This is a genomic window from Rhodohalobacter sp., from assembly GCF_041686455.1.
In the GTDB taxonomy this organism is placed as follows: domain Bacteria; phylum Bacteroidota; class Rhodothermia; order Balneolales; family Balneolaceae; genus Rhodohalobacter.
Map to the genome: position 1 here is coordinate 32,438 of NZ_JAWLDW010000003.1, position 14,062 is coordinate 46,499.

Genomic DNA, 14,062 nt, shown 5'->3' on the forward strand with positions numbered 1-14,062 from the left:
AATTCGTTCTGTATTCTCCTTTTTTGTGAAACTATGTTACCTGAATGAAAATCTTTTTATGAGTTCATCTGACAACTTTCAAGACCTCCCCAAGCATTACGATCCCACTGAATCGGAAGATAAGTGGTACTCCTTCTGGGAAGAAAATAATTACTTCCACTCTGAGCCCGACGATCGTGAATCATTTACAGTTGTGATCCCTCCTCCCAATGTGACCGGTGTTCTCCACATGGGCCATATGCTCAACAACACGATCCAGGATGTACTGGTGCGCCGAGCCCGAATGCGGGGATATAACACCTGCTGGGTTCCCGGAACCGATCACGCCTCGATTGCAACGGAAGCAAAGGTAGTGCAAAAACTTCGCAAAGAAGGAATCAAAAAGAGTGATCTATCCCGCGATGAATTTTTAAAACACGCCTGGGACTGGACGGACGAACACGGCGGAATCATTCTACAGCAACTCCGAAAATTAGGTGCCTCCTGCGATTGGCAGCGTACCCGGTTCACACTGGAAGATGAGCTCTATGAATCGGTGATCGACTGCTTTATCGAACTTTATGAACGTGGCTTTATCTATCGCGGTCAGCGAATGGTAAACTGGGATCCGGCAGCTCAAACTGCCTTGAGTGATGAAGAGGTGATTCATAAGGAAGTTCAGTCCAAGCTCTACCACGTTCGATACCCGATTAAGGATTCTGATGAATTTATAACGATTGCCACTACCCGGCCCGAAACTATTCTGGCGGATACAGCTGTCTGTGTAAACCCGGACGATGACCGCTACACGCACCTGGTAGGCAAAAAAGCTATCATCCCAATGGTGAACCGTGAAGTGGAAATCATTGCAGATGAATATGTTGATAAAGAGTATGGTACCGGTTGTCTGAAAATCACACCGGCTCACGACCAGAATGACTATGAAATTGGTGTAAAACACGATCTTGAAATCGTGGACATGCTAAATGCAGACGGAACCGTTGCTGATGTTGCAGGTCACTACATTGGCAAAGATCGCTTTGAGGCGCGCAAGCTGATTATCCAAGACCTTGAAGAGCAGAAGCTGCTGGTTAAGGTTGAAGAGATAGCCAACAAGGTCGGTTACTCCGAGCGAACGGATGCCGTTATAGAACCGCGACTCTCCCTTCAGTGGTTCTGCAAAATGGACGAACTCAGTAAACCGGCTCTGGATAATGTAATGAACGATGAAATTCAGTTTCATCCTTCCAAATTCAAAAATAGCTACAAGCACTGGGTGGAAAACATCCGTGACTGGTGCATATCCCGTCAGCTTTGGTGGGGACATCGAATTCCTGCCTGGTACTATGGAGACGGTGAAGAGGAGTATGTGATTGCCAGAACTGCTGAAGTAGCTCTAGAGAAAGCCAAAGAAAAATCAGGAAATTCAGGTTTAACGGAAACCGATATCAAACAAGACGAAGATGTGTTGGATACATGGTTTTCTTCATGGCTCTGGCCAATGTCCGTTTTTGACCCGGAGTTCATCAAAAACAAAAAAGCAAACCAAGAACTCGAGTACTACTATCCTACTCAGGATCTGGTAACAGCGCCCGAAATCATGTTTTTCTGGGTGGCACGGATGATTATGGCCGGTTTTGCGTTCACCGACGAAAAACCGTTCAGTAACGTCTACTACCACGGTATTGTTCGGGATGAACAGCGCCGAAAGATGTCTAAATCTCTAGGTAATTCACCCGACCCTCTGAAGCTGATTGAGAAATATGGTGCCGACGGAACCCGTGTGGGAATGCTATTTGCCTCTCCTGCAGGAAACGACCTGCTGTTTGATGAATCACTCTGTGAGCAGGGACGAAATTTCTCCAATAAGATCTGGAACGCATACCGATTCCTTACCATGAATATGGAAAAAGGAGTTGAATATTCACCAACTACCGAGATTGATCAGAAGAACGTGGCCGACAAATGGATGATGGGCCGTATCCAATCCACGTTGAGTGAAATGGAAGATGATTTTTCAAAGTATCGCCTTAATGAAGCTCTGAAAAAAATCTATTCTCTGGTTTGGGATGATTTCTGCGATTGGTATATCGAGGTCTGTAAATCGGATGAATACGGCAAAAACATGCCAAAAGAGAATCTGGAGAGAGCACTCGGTTTCTTTGAAATACTGATGAAAATGCTTCATCCATTCATGCCGTTCATCACAGAAGAGATCTGGCAGCGAATTCAGGAGCGATCTAAAGAAGAGGCACTGACCATTAGCTCCTGGCCTGAAACTCAGGGTGAAGCATATGAAAACTCCGTCTCTCTTTTCAAAACCGTGCAGGATCAGATTTCGTCAGTTCGGAATATTCAGGCGGAGATGAATCTGTCGCCTAATGCTGACTTGAATATCATCATCAAACCAAAAAGTGATGAACTTACCGGACAGTTGAAGAGTGCAGAGTGGATTTACCGAAAACTTCTGCCTGTTGAATCAATCACATTTGATGTTAATGCTGATAAACCAAATGCATCAGCCGCATCCGTTGTTGCCGGTTCAGAAATTTATGTGCCTCTCGAAGGGTTAATCGACTTGGATAAAGAGCGCAAACGAATCCAAAAAGAGATTGATCGGCTGGAAGGATTTCTGAAAGGTGTTGAGAAAAAGCTTTCCAACAAAGGTTTTGTCAATAATGCGCCGGATGAGGTTGTTGAAAAAGAGAAACACAAAAAAGCGGATACCGAGACCAATCTTGAAAAGCTGAAAAAACAGCTGGAAGAGTTTAAAGGATAGAGCTAAGATTTACACCTCGTTTTTTTTTGTAATAAATTTCGGGATCTCCTAAACTTTCATCATTTTACCAAATGCGGTTGTTCTTTTTCATCTGTCGCAACTTAAACCAGTTTAATCACTTACGAGAGTAATCTATGATTAGTTCAAAAACATTCTGGCGCACCGTTATTTGCGGTTTCATCGCAACTTTTATCATGGCTATGGTCTCCTTTCTTCAGGCCGGATTAGGTTTACCAACTATTGATATTGCCTATCTGATAGATCAAAGCCTGAATCATGTTCATGGAGCGGAAGTCTACTCAATCTCATGGGCAAATACAGCATACATTATTGGTGGAATATTGATGGCTCTTTTCTGGGTTGTATTTTTACAAAACCGGATTCCCGGAAATTGGTTCATCCAGGGAATAATTTTCGGAATTATGATATCAATATTCTCAGGTGCCGTTGTTGGCCCGCTAGTATCATCGGCAGCCGGAGATTCATTTGGATTATTTTATATGAATACCTGGTTCCCCGGAAAAATATTACTGGCCGGCGTAATCATGCATTTCAGCTACGGTATTTCACTACTGCTGAGTTTAAAAGTTGCCGGTGTTAATGGTTTAGATTCCGCCTCATAAATTCTGGTCTGTTTCCATCTTTGGTGATATTTCTATATCAGATTTTATCGAATTCGCTATAAAGCATTTTCGGTGTGCTTCCTGATGTAATTTGAGAAAATTATCCTGACTGGGAGCATTTTCTGCTTCAAATGTTACCACCGGTTGTATAAGTACTTTGGTCATAGCCAAATTCCCTTCACCATTCTTCTCGAGCGTTCCTTCAGAATGGTCCGAGTATTTGTTTACCACAAATCCACTGCCGGCTGCAAACGATAAAAACCATAACATGTGACAACTCGCTACAGAAGCTGTAAAAGCTTCTTCAGGATCAACAACTGAAGGGTCTGTAAAAGCACCCCCGACTATATGTGGTGAAGCGGCAGCTTTCAATCTGAGACCATTATCAAACGTCCATGTGTGCGTTCTCTGATATTTATGATCCAGAAACCTGGCACCATTTCTTTTCCATTGTATCCCTGCTTTGTAAATAGGCATAATGTCTTAATGAATTGAACTGTAAATTTTTCTCAGCAATTATAATTTTTGATCCATTTAAATTCTGAATTTCAAATGAAAGAGTTGAACTCTCTCAAATTACTGTATGTTATAGTATTAAGTGACTAAACAGATCACTTAATTTTCTAAAATAAAAAATCAAAGGAGTTTAATTATGAAGCTTAAGGATTTATCTAGGGAAGAGTTGGAAAAACTAATCGCTGAAAAAGGAATTGGTTCCGAATACCTTAATCGTGCCGAACGTATTCAGAGAGATGTAAATTTAGCACTTTTAGTGGGTTCTGCTACAGTATTACTGGGACTCACTGCTTGGACGATCTACAAATATAAAGGCGAATAACAGTAGATGAGTAAATATGCATTAATCACCGGAGCATCCAGCGGCATCGGTTTTGAAATGGGAAAGATTTTTGCCGGCGAAGGCTTTAATCTGATCTTAGTGGCTCGGCGTGAAGAACGTTTGATGATTCTGAAAGGAGAGTTAGAAAATGCCCATTCTGTCAGTGTACACATATTTGCAGCCGACCTATCAAAAGCTGATGCTCCGGATACTCTCTTTAAATTTTGTGAAAATCAAGATCTTCAGATTGAGGTTTTGATTAACAATGCCGGAATTGGTGACTACGGCTTTTTTTCAGAAGCCGATTGGGCCAAAACAGCAACCATGATAGATCTGAATGTCAAATCACTCACACACTTGACTCATCTGTTTCTGCCCGGTATGATCGAAAACGGAAGTGGAAAAATCATGAATGTTGCTTCTACCGCTGCTTTTCAACCCGGCCCTTTAATGAGTGTATATTACGCAACAAAACACTATGTCCTTGCTTTTAGTGAGGCACTCGCTAATGAGGTCGCAGAACATGATATTACGGTTACAGCTCTCTGTCCAGGCCCTACTCAGTCTGAATTTCAGGAAACCGCCAATATGGAGAAATCGAAACTGATGGACCGGTTTTCTATGCCGTCATCTGCAGAAGTAGCAAAATACGGATTCAATGCACTTATGGTGAATAGAAAACGCGTGGCCATTTATGGGGTGGTGAATAAAATTATGGCAAACATTATAAAATATTTTCCACGCAGATGGGTGACAGCTATAGTCAGAAAAATTCAGGAGAGAGAATAAATCAGTTTTAGAAGCAACATTTTCGATATAATATTATCGAACTGCCAACGTAGATAAATTGAAGTCTCCTAATCAGTTCCGGCCTATGAAAGTACTGTCAAACATTACGATATACTTTATTCTTACGATCTTTTTTATCTTTAGTACATCCTGTGAAGAGTTATCTATGGACAATTTTGAAGATCTGTCTATTGATGAAGTAGCACAATTAATTGATCAGGAAGTGGGAAATGCCCGTGCGGAATCACTTAGCAGCTGCAGTGTAGTTGCAATCGGTGCAAAACCCTGTGGCGGTCCCTGGGGATATCTGGTCTATTCGGAGGAGGAGAGTGATCCTGAAAAACTGAAATTACTCGTAGAAAGATATAATGAACTGGATGAGATCAGAATGAAAGAAGAAGGTTACGGTTCTACTTGCGATTATGCCACGGAACCAACTCTTACACTCGAAAATGGAAGTTGCCACGGTGAAGGGTATGCGTGGAATGCCGGTGATATAATTGAACGACATAATCTCAACAACTAGTAAAATGGATTTTTCTACACTTACTTTAATTTTGGTCAGCACAACCTTATTTCTATTCTCCTGTGCCGCAGTAGAACAGGATAAAACAATCGAACAAGTTGCCGATGAAATTGATGAACTCATCGGGAATGCTGAAGCTGACTCCATCGAACAGTGTGCTATTATGCCAATTGGCGTAAAGCCCGCAGGCGGCCCCTGGGGATACCTGGTTTATTCATCAAAAGATACTGACCGTGGAGAGCTGGAAGATTTAGTAAGTGACTACAATAAACTGGATGCTGCAAGAAATGAAGAGACAGACACATTCTCTACCGCAGATTTTGCTACAGAACCTACCCTGCAACTTCAAGATGGAAAATGCATCGGTGAAGGACGTTATGCGTGGAATCCGGGCGAGGTTCGGGACAATACGTAGCTTCTTTAATCTTCTGTTTTTGCTACAGCTATATCTGCAGTTGATGCCGGAACCATTCCAAGTTTATTGCACTCGTCCACAATCATCTCTGTGAGATCACTTTTGTAGAAAAATTCAAACCGAATATCTACCACATAAGCTTTTACTCTAAGCTTATAAAGAAAGTGCCTATTCTCCATTTCGTTAAGCACAATTACAGCCACCGGTTTATTTAAATAAGTGTAGGATGAAGCATAGACAGCTTTGAAAGCAATCTGCTTTACCTTTTGAATATCTACCGCTGCCGGTAGGTAAATTTCCGCAACCACTTGACAGTCCAGTGCACTTGAGTTTGAATTAGAAACGGCAGTATTCATCAGTTCAGCATTCGGAATAGATACAACCGAGTCATCGGGTGTAACAATCCGGCAAGATCTAAGGCCAATATTTAATACTTCTCCATAGTGCTGACCAACTTCGATCTTATCTCCTACCTGAAACGGTCGGTCCAGTATGATGATTATTCCTCCAAAAATATTCTTCAAAATATCCTGAGATGCAAAACCTACGGCAATACCAACCGATGCACCAATGGCAACTATCGTCTCAAATGGAGGAGCGATCACGCCTGCAATCACAATATAGATCGCAAAAGACCAGATCACTATGCGGCTAATCGGTGCAAGGCGTTTAATAAATAGTCTGTAGTTTGTTGCCTTCTCAGAAAGGTTGTCCAGAATCAGTGTTAGATACTTGTTAATGAAATAGGTAAGAACAAGTATAACAATGATGTAAAAAACCTTGCTAAGTGAAATTAACTCACGAATTTTAGCGATTTCACTGTTCTCTTTAGCTATTTCTTCACCGGACTGATTGTCCTCTTCCGCTGTACTTTGCTGCTGGTCAGCCACTTCATCCATTACCCATTCGTCAGCTAAAAAGGGTTCAGCACTATTTGCACGAACCGTTTCTGCGTGAAAAAGCTCAGCTGAAATCATTAATAAGATTATACTGATTCCAATTCTGAAGAGTTGATATATGCATTTATACTTCATGGCCTGATCCCCCCTCAATGAATAATATTTCTGCGTTTGAGCAATCTCACAACCTGCCTGTAAATAAGATGATTCAGTTTATATCCCTCATCACTGATCTGTACAATTCCCTTACTCTTTAGCCTTGCCAGCATCAACCGGCTCTCAGCTTCATCCTGATGAAGCGCCATGGAAAGTTGTGCTTCGGTTAAATTTTCATGCAGAACCAATGCAGCCAGTGTGAAAAGAACATCCCGGGACGGTACCTCAAGTTTATCCAGATCAGCAACTTCAGTGGGTAACTGTTTAACCGATCTGTCGTCAAACTCTTTAATCGACTGCAGCCAGAAATTCATGGCAATAGATAAATTTCCTTCCGCTATTTGATTCAATCGATTAAAATACTGCTCGTGCAAATACTCCTGCTTTTCTAATTCATCAGACATGATTTTTTTAAATGCTCTGCTCTTTTGCGTAGCTGTGCCCGGCTCAAAGGTTAATTCGTACCCTGTGGCCTTATGACGGGTTAGTATAGATTTTTCAAGCATCTCACGGTCCAGATTATCAGTACGTACGATATGGGAAAAATATTGATCTGCACCGAACATCTTCTCATAAAACTTCCATGCAAACGCTGAACAGGTTACAACCCAAAACAACTTATCTCTCGTGGAGGCCATCAACACCCAAAAACTCTCAATGGCCTCAAAGCCATGTATATTTCGAACAAAAATGTTGTGGATATTCTCCACAATCAAAATAGTTCGGGTTCTTCTATTTTGAATCTTTTTAATGAGCTCATCAAGGGTTTCAATACCTTCATATCCAAATGCTTTACAAATCGTATCAACAAGATCTTTCTCTCTATGAATTGTGTTCATAAAGTTGACAGTGATAGTTTTTTGATCCTCAATAAATCGCTGACCGATAAATTTAAGAGCCAGTGTTTTTCCGCTGCCACGTTCTCCGACAATTAAAAAGTTGGTATCGATATTTAGGTTCCAATCCTCAAGGGACTGCTCGAAATACGTAAACAATCCCTGCGGCTGGATATAAAAGCGTTCATCAATCTCAAATTCATAACTAAACATACGCTTATAAACGAATGGAAATTTATGATGAACATTAACCTTTGCCAGGTACTCCGCTAGATTACGTTTTTCAGTTGTGCTTACTGACCCCTCGTCTTTAAAACCCAGAAACCGGCTTAATATACTTTTAAGCTCCTTAAACTTTTTCACAAAAAAGCGCCTGAACAGCTCAAATTTTTCCAGGGATTTGTAGTAGTTCTTTAGGAACCTTTCCCGCCAGTTATAGGCTTTGGCTTTTACCTGAAGCGCTTTATCCTGCATCTCCAGATCATCGTATGACCTTGAAAGCATACTCTCGGCTAGAGATTCAATACTCTTGGGAAACTCTTCTTTAACGATTTTCTCATATGAGTTTTGACGCTCACGTACACGCTTTATAGCCGCTTCAAGTTGGCTCACGGCCCGATCTGTCCCGGAAATCGCAATTTCCAGTACAGACTCTTCTTCATCTTTCTCCTTTTCAGACTCTTTTGCGGATAGCAGGTTTACATCCACTACCTGCATAATCTCTTCTGCCTCAGATGAGAGTTCCTTAAAAAAGGTTACCCACTCCCATTTTTCGGGGTCCATTTCCCGCAGCGCATTCTCCTGCACATATCGTGTAGCAAGTTTTTTCCATTTTACACTGTCGGTTTTTACCTGAGGCCTACCCTCGACAATCGATCTTTTCTCTGCGAGTGTAAATGTCTCAGTAAAGTTGTAAAACCCAAGCTGGAGATCTGTAATTGTTTTCTGAATCTGATTGATCAAATGCTGCTGGCTCTCTTGGTTTCCTATCGTTTCCAAAAGTTCATACGATAATTTTTCAGAAATCTCAGCTCTGAGCTCTTGCACAAGTTTAGCAGGAAGCTTATCAGCTTTTTGATTTTTTAATACTTCCGATATCTCTTTAATCCTTGTAACGGTATTCTCTAATGGCAAATACCCATAATCCCTGAAAAACCGATGGGTAAATCCCAGGATCTCTTCCCGTGCTCTTTCGGCAAGAAAGGAAAATCTTGCAATTTCGATCTGAATCGCAAAGTCTGAATATTGAGACTTTATAAAAGTTTGCCACTCTTTTTGTCTTTTGTTCAGAAGAAGCTCTTTTGCAGACAACTTCCCATCTAACTGATCTTCTTCCAGTAATTTCCTTTCATCTTCTACAGTACCGCTTCTCACAGCCGCTTGATAACACTCATTAAAAACTCTATCTGAGACAAAAGAGTCGGTGTCTACATTTTTCAGAATTTGAATAGCGTCCTGCAAATGAGACTCAATTTCATCAATAACCTGAACCCTATAACCGTTTTTAGCGCTTTTTTCTATATTCTCAGACTCATTCTTTTTCGGCTCCGGCTTATCAGCAGACGACTCACCACCTTCTCCATTCTCTGAACTCTCATCTGTCTCAGCCTCGGAAGGCTGTTCTTTAACCGGTTCTTGTTCTAACAGCTTACCAATGGCCCGGCTCAGGAGTTCAAACTCCTCACCCATCAGCTCTTCCGGTAATTCCGATAAACCTGCAAGCTCAAGTTTTGTACTTTTTTTAAGCTGAATTACTTGTTTCCAGCCTTTCTTATCATTCTTAAATGTCATACTGACCGTTCTGGCCAGTCGCTTGATCTTTTTTTGAAGCTTCAGTTTGTAGGAGTCTTCCTCCTGTTCCATGAAACGCTCTTCAGACTGATACTCTACCACTGTTTCCGGCAGCGGTGCTGTTATTTCATCAACTAGTTCTTTCCATTTTTCGGACCACAGATTTTCATCATATCTCTCTACAACATGCCATAGATCAGAGATATTTTTGTTCAAAGTATCAATCACACGCTTTTTGCGTAGATCATCCTCTTTCTTAATTCCTAAAATCTCTTTGTAGGTTTTCTGAAACCAACCTAAAAGTTCGTTTCTGAAATCTGATTTTAAGTTGGAATAAGCCTTATCAAAACTCTCATCAATCTGCTTTTCTAGATGATCTGTTACTGATGGATAGTTTTTATTCATTTTTGAGTATACTGAAAGATTGTACAGCCCGTTTGATGTAACATAGACAAATTTTTAAAAATAATTGGATGTAACTCTACTCATTAGTTGCATTTATTATACTTAACACAAAAATTTGTTTACATTTAAAAAATCATCAAACAGGCTGCTCTGAATAATGAATGTTTTAGTCAAATGAAGAGTAAATTTCTTGCCCTTCTCTTACTTTGTAGTTCGATTTTGCTGCTCATACCGGCCGAATCACTTATTGCTCAGACTGAGCTTAACAGGATATCTATCTCTGAGCGAAGTGACGGTAAAGGTTTTGTTGTTCGCAATCACCTCTCCGATATGGTTGATTCCGTGAAAGTTGAACAGCCATCTTCCGATAGAATTCAGATGCTTTTATTTGCCCAGGATCTCGACACCCTGAATTTTCAGTATCCTCCGGAAACCAATACGTTCAATCATTTTGATCTTTATCCGGTTGATGACGGAATGGGCGTTGAAATTTCTCTACGTGCGGAAAGTTATTTCAAAACCAAAGCCTATCCCGATCAGAATGGCAATGACTTGCTGTTGGCAATGGAGACTATTTCCTCATCTGAAATAGATGAAATTACGGCTAATTCATCTGAAATCGACTTTACGAGTTATATCGCAGACCTTCACGGATTTGAAGATGATGAAGAAGCAGACAACTCATTTCTTCGGATTAGAGACAATCAGGAATTTAATGTAATTATTCTGGATGCGGGTCATGGAGGGCACGACCCGGGCACTCAAAACAGATCCAAGAGGCTCTATGAAAAAGACATCGCTCTTGCTGTGACCTTAAAGGTGGGCGAATACATAAGAGAGCACATACCAGAAATGGAAGTGGTCTACACAAGAACGGATGATACATTTGTGCCGCTGAGTGAACGTGGATTGACTGCAACAAGAAATAAAGGTGACCTTTTTGTTTCCATACACGTGAATTCAGTAGTAAACTCCCCTTCTGCTCACGGTACAGAGACGTTTTTTCTTGGATTGGCGCGAAGCAAATCTGCACTGGAAGTTATGAAACGAGAAAACAGTGTGGTTGATCTGGAAAATGGCCCCGGCTCACTCGATCTCAGTGAAGAGGAACTGCTGGTTTATGAGCTTACCAATACCGGTAATTTAGCCATTAGTGAACGCATCGCCTCCATGGTTGAAGATCAATTTAAAAATCGTGCACAGCGCAGGTCTCGCGGTGTAAAACAGGCAGGTCTCGAAGCATTGTGGCACGCCTCCACTCCGGCTGTTCTAATTGAACTTGGTTTCCTATCTAATCCTTCTGAGGCAAGATTTTTAAATAGTGACTATGGCCAGACCATTATGGCTTCTGCAATTTTCAGGGCAATACGGGATTTTAAATTAGAATATGATAGAAGCATCAAAGCAAATGGAGAACGGCAAGCAAGCAACGAATGATAATCCATTAATTATTGGGGTTGCCGGCGGCAGCGGTTCGGGGAAAACAACCGTTGTAAGTAAAATTATTGATTCTATTGGGCCCGACAGAGTTCTTCTTATACAACACGACTCCTACTACAGGGATTTAAGCCATTTACCATTCGAAGAGAGAACTAAGCAAAATTTTGATCATCCCTCCTCCCTCGAAACAGAATTGATGATCCGCCATCTCGACGCCCTAAGAAGTGGTTATCCGGTAGATATTCCGGTTTATGATTTTGTAGAACACACCCGATCGGATGATTCTATATCTGCTCTACCTCACCGCATAATTCTGGTAGACGGTATTTTGATTTTCAGTGAACCAAAACTCAGAAAACTTATGGACATCAAACTTTTTGTGGATACCGATGGTGATGTCCGGCTACTGAGAAGACTGCAGAGGGATATCAACGATCGTGGCCGGGACTTGAATGGCGTTCTCAATCAGTATGAAAAATATGTACGCCCCATGCATCTCGAATTCGTTGAACCAAGTAAACGATATGCGGATATTATCATACCCAGAGGTGGAGAAAATCTGGTCGCATTGGAAATGGTTACCGCGTTAATTGAAGGAAAACTCTCTTCTTAACCGTTATGCTTCAATTCATTCAAAAACATCTCCATCCCGTCAAATATCAGGTGTGGCCTGTGATGCACTTTTAGAGAAGTTTCTAAATTTTCCATTAGATAGAGTGAATCTCCCCCGGTTATGAAAAGATCGGTTTCGGAATCCGTGTGCTCCAGGTATTTTCGGATAAATCCTTCAATGGCCAAGACAAAAGATCCTCCTGTACCCCATTGAACACTCTCTTTTGTGGTTTTCCCCGGCCAGTTACCGGGTGTGCGATACTCTACTGAAGGCAGTTCCGGAAATTCATTATCAATTGCCTTATGGAAAAGCTTTAAACCAGGCATGATCACTCCTCCCCTGTAAACTCCTTCGTTCGTCATCCAGTCAACCGTGCAGGCTGTCCCCGCATCGATACAAATTACATCGTTATCTGTGGCTGATAATGCACCATAACAGGTCAAAAACCGGTCCATACCTAACGTTTCGGGAGATTTATAATCCAGATTGACCCGATCGATAAGTGTGTTGGTCAGAACATTTATATCCACAAAATGAAGAGCCTGTAGTAAGTTATTCAGAACATCTTTACGCACAGAACTTATTACAATCAATTCTGTACCAGGATATTCTTTAATCACCTCAGAGATGCTGTCTGCAGATCCGTTTGACGCCTTGTAGATGATCTCCCACTCAATTCCCTTTTTTTGGGCTAATTTTATGTGGGAGTTACCGATATCGAGATATAAAATTGACATTTTTTCTTATCAATTTGGAATGATTGCTGCTTTTCATGTTTTATATTGTCAAACAACTAATTTAACGAAAATTTGATCCTATCTAATGGAATTAAAAAATAAAGTTGCCATCGTTACAGGCGCCAGCAGCGGAATTGGCACCGCATTTGCTCATAAATTGATTGAAAAAGGAGCTACCGTATACGGTCTTGCACGCCGATTGAATAAACTCAAAGAGATACAGTCTAAGCTAGGTGAACGTTTTATACCCGTTCAAATGGATGTAACAAAACATAAAGACCTTGAGAAGTGGGTAACAGATCAATTTTCAGAAAACCATCTTCCCGATATACTCGTCAATAATGCCGGGCTTGCCAAGTTTGGCAATGTAGACGATCTGTCCGTAGAAGATTGGGATACCATGGTCAATACTAATTTAAGCGGTATTTTCTATCTGACCCGTCTTATTGTTCCGCTTATGAAAGATAATCCGGAGCACTGCCATATCCTTAATATTGCATCTGTTGCTGGACTACTGGGAAATCCACAAATTTCCGGCTACAACGCAACAAAATTCGGTGTAAGAGGCTTCAGCGAGGCTCTGTTTAAGGAACTTCGATACGATAAGATCAAAGTCTCAGCTATGTTTCCGGGGTCTATTGCCACAGACTTTTTTGAAAATGTAGGCAGCGAAACTCATTCAAATATGATGCAGCCCGGTGACGTTGCAGATACATTAATACATCTGATTGAAACACCCGACAATCTGCTTATTAATGAAGTGACCATGCGACCGTTAAACCCTAAAAAACCGGATCGAAAAGCGTGAAGAATTACTTAATTTTTGCTCTGATATTGCTATTTCCTCTCACATTTTATGCCTGTGAGAAGGAACCGGAATTGGTTGAAGAGGAGTTGTATAAAACCATCATGACAGAGCTCGCAATTCTCAACCAAATGGATCAGGAAGTTTTGGGGGAGCGGGATAAAGATGAACTGCGGCAAGAAATCTTTCAGAGTTACGGTGTTGAGGAGGATAAGTTCAGCAGATCACATGAGATTTATGAGTCCGATATAGATGCCCAGATGGAAAGAGTGAAAGATATACAGGATCGCCTCAAAACAGAACGCGATTCAATTCAGGCAGCAGAGCGAAGGCATAAAGACGAAATCAAGCTTGGTCCGGATGAAATTCGTGAACAAATTCGAAGCAGAGCCAGAAATTCAGATACAGATCCAGACTCCCTCTAACCGTAG

14 protein-coding genes are annotated in these 14,062 nt (G+C 41.3%); 10 read left to right on the forward strand and 4 right to left on the reverse strand.

What is annotated here, in order from left to right:
• The first annotated feature begins 58 nt into the window (after positions 1-58).
• Together ACESM0_RS00800 and ACESM0_RS00805 are read left to right on the forward strand one after the other, a co-directional pair.
• Positions 59-2,758 (forward strand): valine--tRNA ligase, encoded by a 2,700-nt coding sequence (locus ACESM0_RS00800; protein ID WP_372902681.1) that lies wholly within the window; start codon positions 59-61, stop codon positions 2,756-2,758.
• A 134-nt stretch (positions 2,759-2,892) separates the two neighbouring features.
• Entirely contained in the window at positions 2,893-3,381 is a 489-nt protein-coding gene (locus tag ACESM0_RS00805; RefSeq protein WP_372902683.1) for a hypothetical protein, read from the forward strand.
• On the opposite strand, the gene ACESM0_RS00810 is transcribed toward ACESM0_RS00805, so the two are convergent.
• Entirely contained in the window at positions 3,376-3,858 is a 483-nt protein-coding gene (locus tag ACESM0_RS00810; RefSeq protein ID WP_372902685.1) for an OsmC family protein, read from the reverse strand. The genes ACESM0_RS00805 and ACESM0_RS00810 overlap by 6 nt on opposite strands.
• Positions 3,859-4,033: 175 nt before the next feature.
• Between ACESM0_RS00810 and ACESM0_RS00815 the strand changes: the two genes are divergently transcribed.
• The 4 genes from ACESM0_RS00815 to ACESM0_RS00830 all read left to right on the forward strand — a co-directional run bounded on the left by ACESM0_RS00815 (position 4,034) and on the right by ACESM0_RS00830 (position 5,949).
• Positions 4,034-4,219 carry a hypothetical protein gene (locus ACESM0_RS00815; RefSeq protein WP_372902687.1) on the forward strand — a complete coding sequence of 62 codons (186 nt, stop codon included), beginning with the start codon at positions 4,034-4,036 and terminating at the stop codon, positions 4,217-4,219.
• Between the two features lie 6 nt (positions 4,220-4,225).
• On the forward strand, positions 4,226-5,008 hold the full coding sequence (locus tag ACESM0_RS00820) for an SDR family NAD(P)-dependent oxidoreductase (RefSeq protein ID WP_372902689.1): 783 nt from the start codon (positions 4,226-4,228) through the stop codon (positions 5,006-5,008).
• Positions 5,009-5,174: 166 nt separating this feature from the next.
• Positions 5,175-5,534 (forward strand): hypothetical protein, encoded by a 360-nt coding sequence (locus ACESM0_RS00825; protein WP_372902691.1) that lies wholly within the window; start codon positions 5,175-5,177, stop codon positions 5,532-5,534.
• A gap of 4 nt (positions 5,535-5,538) precedes the next feature.
• A complete protein-coding gene (locus ACESM0_RS00830) occupies positions 5,539-5,949 on the forward strand; it encodes a hypothetical protein (protein ID WP_372902693.1) in 411 nt (136 codons plus the stop codon).
• 5 nt (positions 5,950-5,954) lie between these two features.
• Here the strand turns inward: ACESM0_RS00830 and ACESM0_RS00835 are convergent, their stop codons facing one another.
• Positions 5,955-6,926 carry a mechanosensitive ion channel family protein gene (locus ACESM0_RS00835; RefSeq protein WP_372902694.1) on the reverse strand — a complete coding sequence of 324 codons (972 nt, stop codon included), beginning with the start codon at positions 6,924-6,926 and terminating at the stop codon, positions 5,955-5,957.
• Positions 6,927-6,997: 71 nt separating this feature from the next.
• Positions 6,998-10,036 (reverse strand): ATP-binding protein, encoded by a 3,039-nt coding sequence (locus ACESM0_RS00840; RefSeq protein ID WP_372902696.1) that lies wholly within the window; start codon positions 10,034-10,036, stop codon positions 6,998-7,000.
• Between the two features lie 174 nt (positions 10,037-10,210).
• On the opposite strand from ACESM0_RS00840, the gene ACESM0_RS00845 reads away from it, so the two are divergent.
• Positions 10,211-11,473: an N-acetylmuramoyl-L-alanine amidase gene (locus tag ACESM0_RS00845; protein ID WP_372902698.1), complete on the forward strand. Its 1,263-nt coding sequence runs from the start codon at positions 10,211-10,213 to the stop codon at positions 11,471-11,473.
• A complete protein-coding gene (gene udk, locus ACESM0_RS00850; protein WP_372902700.1) occupies positions 11,424-12,089 on the forward strand; it encodes a uridine kinase in 666 nt (221 codons plus the stop codon). Before ACESM0_RS00845 ends, udk begins: the two co-directional genes overlap by 50 nt.
• Here the strand turns inward: udk and ACESM0_RS00855 are convergent.
• A complete protein-coding gene (locus tag ACESM0_RS00855) occupies positions 12,086-12,826 on the reverse strand; it encodes a type III pantothenate kinase (protein ID WP_372902702.1) in 741 nt (246 codons plus the stop codon). The two genes, udk and ACESM0_RS00855, sit on opposite strands and share 4 nt — an antisense overlap.
• A gap of 85 nt (positions 12,827-12,911) precedes the next feature.
• Between ACESM0_RS00855 and ACESM0_RS00860 the strand changes: the two genes are divergently transcribed.
• Entirely contained in the window at positions 12,912-13,634 is a 723-nt protein-coding gene (locus ACESM0_RS00860) for an SDR family oxidoreductase (RefSeq protein ID WP_372902704.1), read from the forward strand.
• Positions 13,631-14,056, forward strand: a complete 426-nt coding sequence (locus tag ACESM0_RS00865; protein WP_372902706.1) for a DUF4296 domain-containing protein — start codon at positions 13,631-13,633, stop codon at positions 14,054-14,056. The genes ACESM0_RS00860 and ACESM0_RS00865 overlap by 4 nt, the downstream gene beginning before the upstream one ends.
• The last annotated feature ends 6 nt before the right edge of the window (positions 14,057-14,062 follow it).

Coding starts and splice junctions, on each gene's coding strand:
- ACESM0_RS00820 (WP_372902689.1), top strand. CDS start 4,226: ATGAGTAAATATGCATTAATCACCGGAGCATCCAGCGGCATCGGTTTT.
- udk (WP_372902700.1), top strand. CDS start 11,424: ATGATAGAAGCATCAAAGCAAATGGAGAACGGCAAGCAAGCAACGAAT.
- ACESM0_RS00840 (WP_372902696.1), bottom strand. CDS start 10,036: ATGAATAAAAACTATCCATCAGTAACAGATCATCTAGAAAAGCAGATT.
- ACESM0_RS00860 (WP_372902704.1), top strand. CDS start 12,912: ATGGAATTAAAAAATAAAGTTGCCATCGTTACAGGCGCCAGCAGCGGA.
- ACESM0_RS00835 (WP_372902694.1), bottom strand. CDS start 6,926: ATGATTTCAGCTGAGCTTTTTCACGCAGAAACGGTTCGTGCAAATAGT.
- ACESM0_RS00815 (WP_372902687.1), top strand. CDS start 4,034: ATGAAGCTTAAGGATTTATCTAGGGAAGAGTTGGAAAAACTAATCGCT.
- ACESM0_RS00830 (WP_372902693.1), top strand. CDS start 5,539: ATGGATTTTTCTACACTTACTTTAATTTTGGTCAGCACAACCTTATTT.
- ACESM0_RS00855 (WP_372902702.1), bottom strand. CDS start 12,826: ATGTCAATTTTATATCTCGATATCGGTAACTCCCACATAAAATTAGCC.
- ACESM0_RS00800 (WP_372902681.1), top strand. CDS start 59: ATGAGTTCATCTGACAACTTTCAAGACCTCCCCAAGCATTACGATCCC.
- ACESM0_RS00810 (WP_372902685.1), bottom strand. CDS start 3,858: ATGCCTATTTACAAAGCAGGGATACAATGGAAAAGAAATGGTGCCAGG.
- ACESM0_RS00805 (WP_372902683.1), top strand. CDS start 2,893: ATGATTAGTTCAAAAACATTCTGGCGCACCGTTATTTGCGGTTTCATC.
- ACESM0_RS00825 (WP_372902691.1), top strand. CDS start 5,175: ATGGACAATTTTGAAGATCTGTCTATTGATGAAGTAGCACAATTAATT.
- ACESM0_RS00845 (WP_372902698.1), top strand. CDS start 10,211: ATGAAGAGTAAATTTCTTGCCCTTCTCTTACTTTGTAGTTCGATTTTG.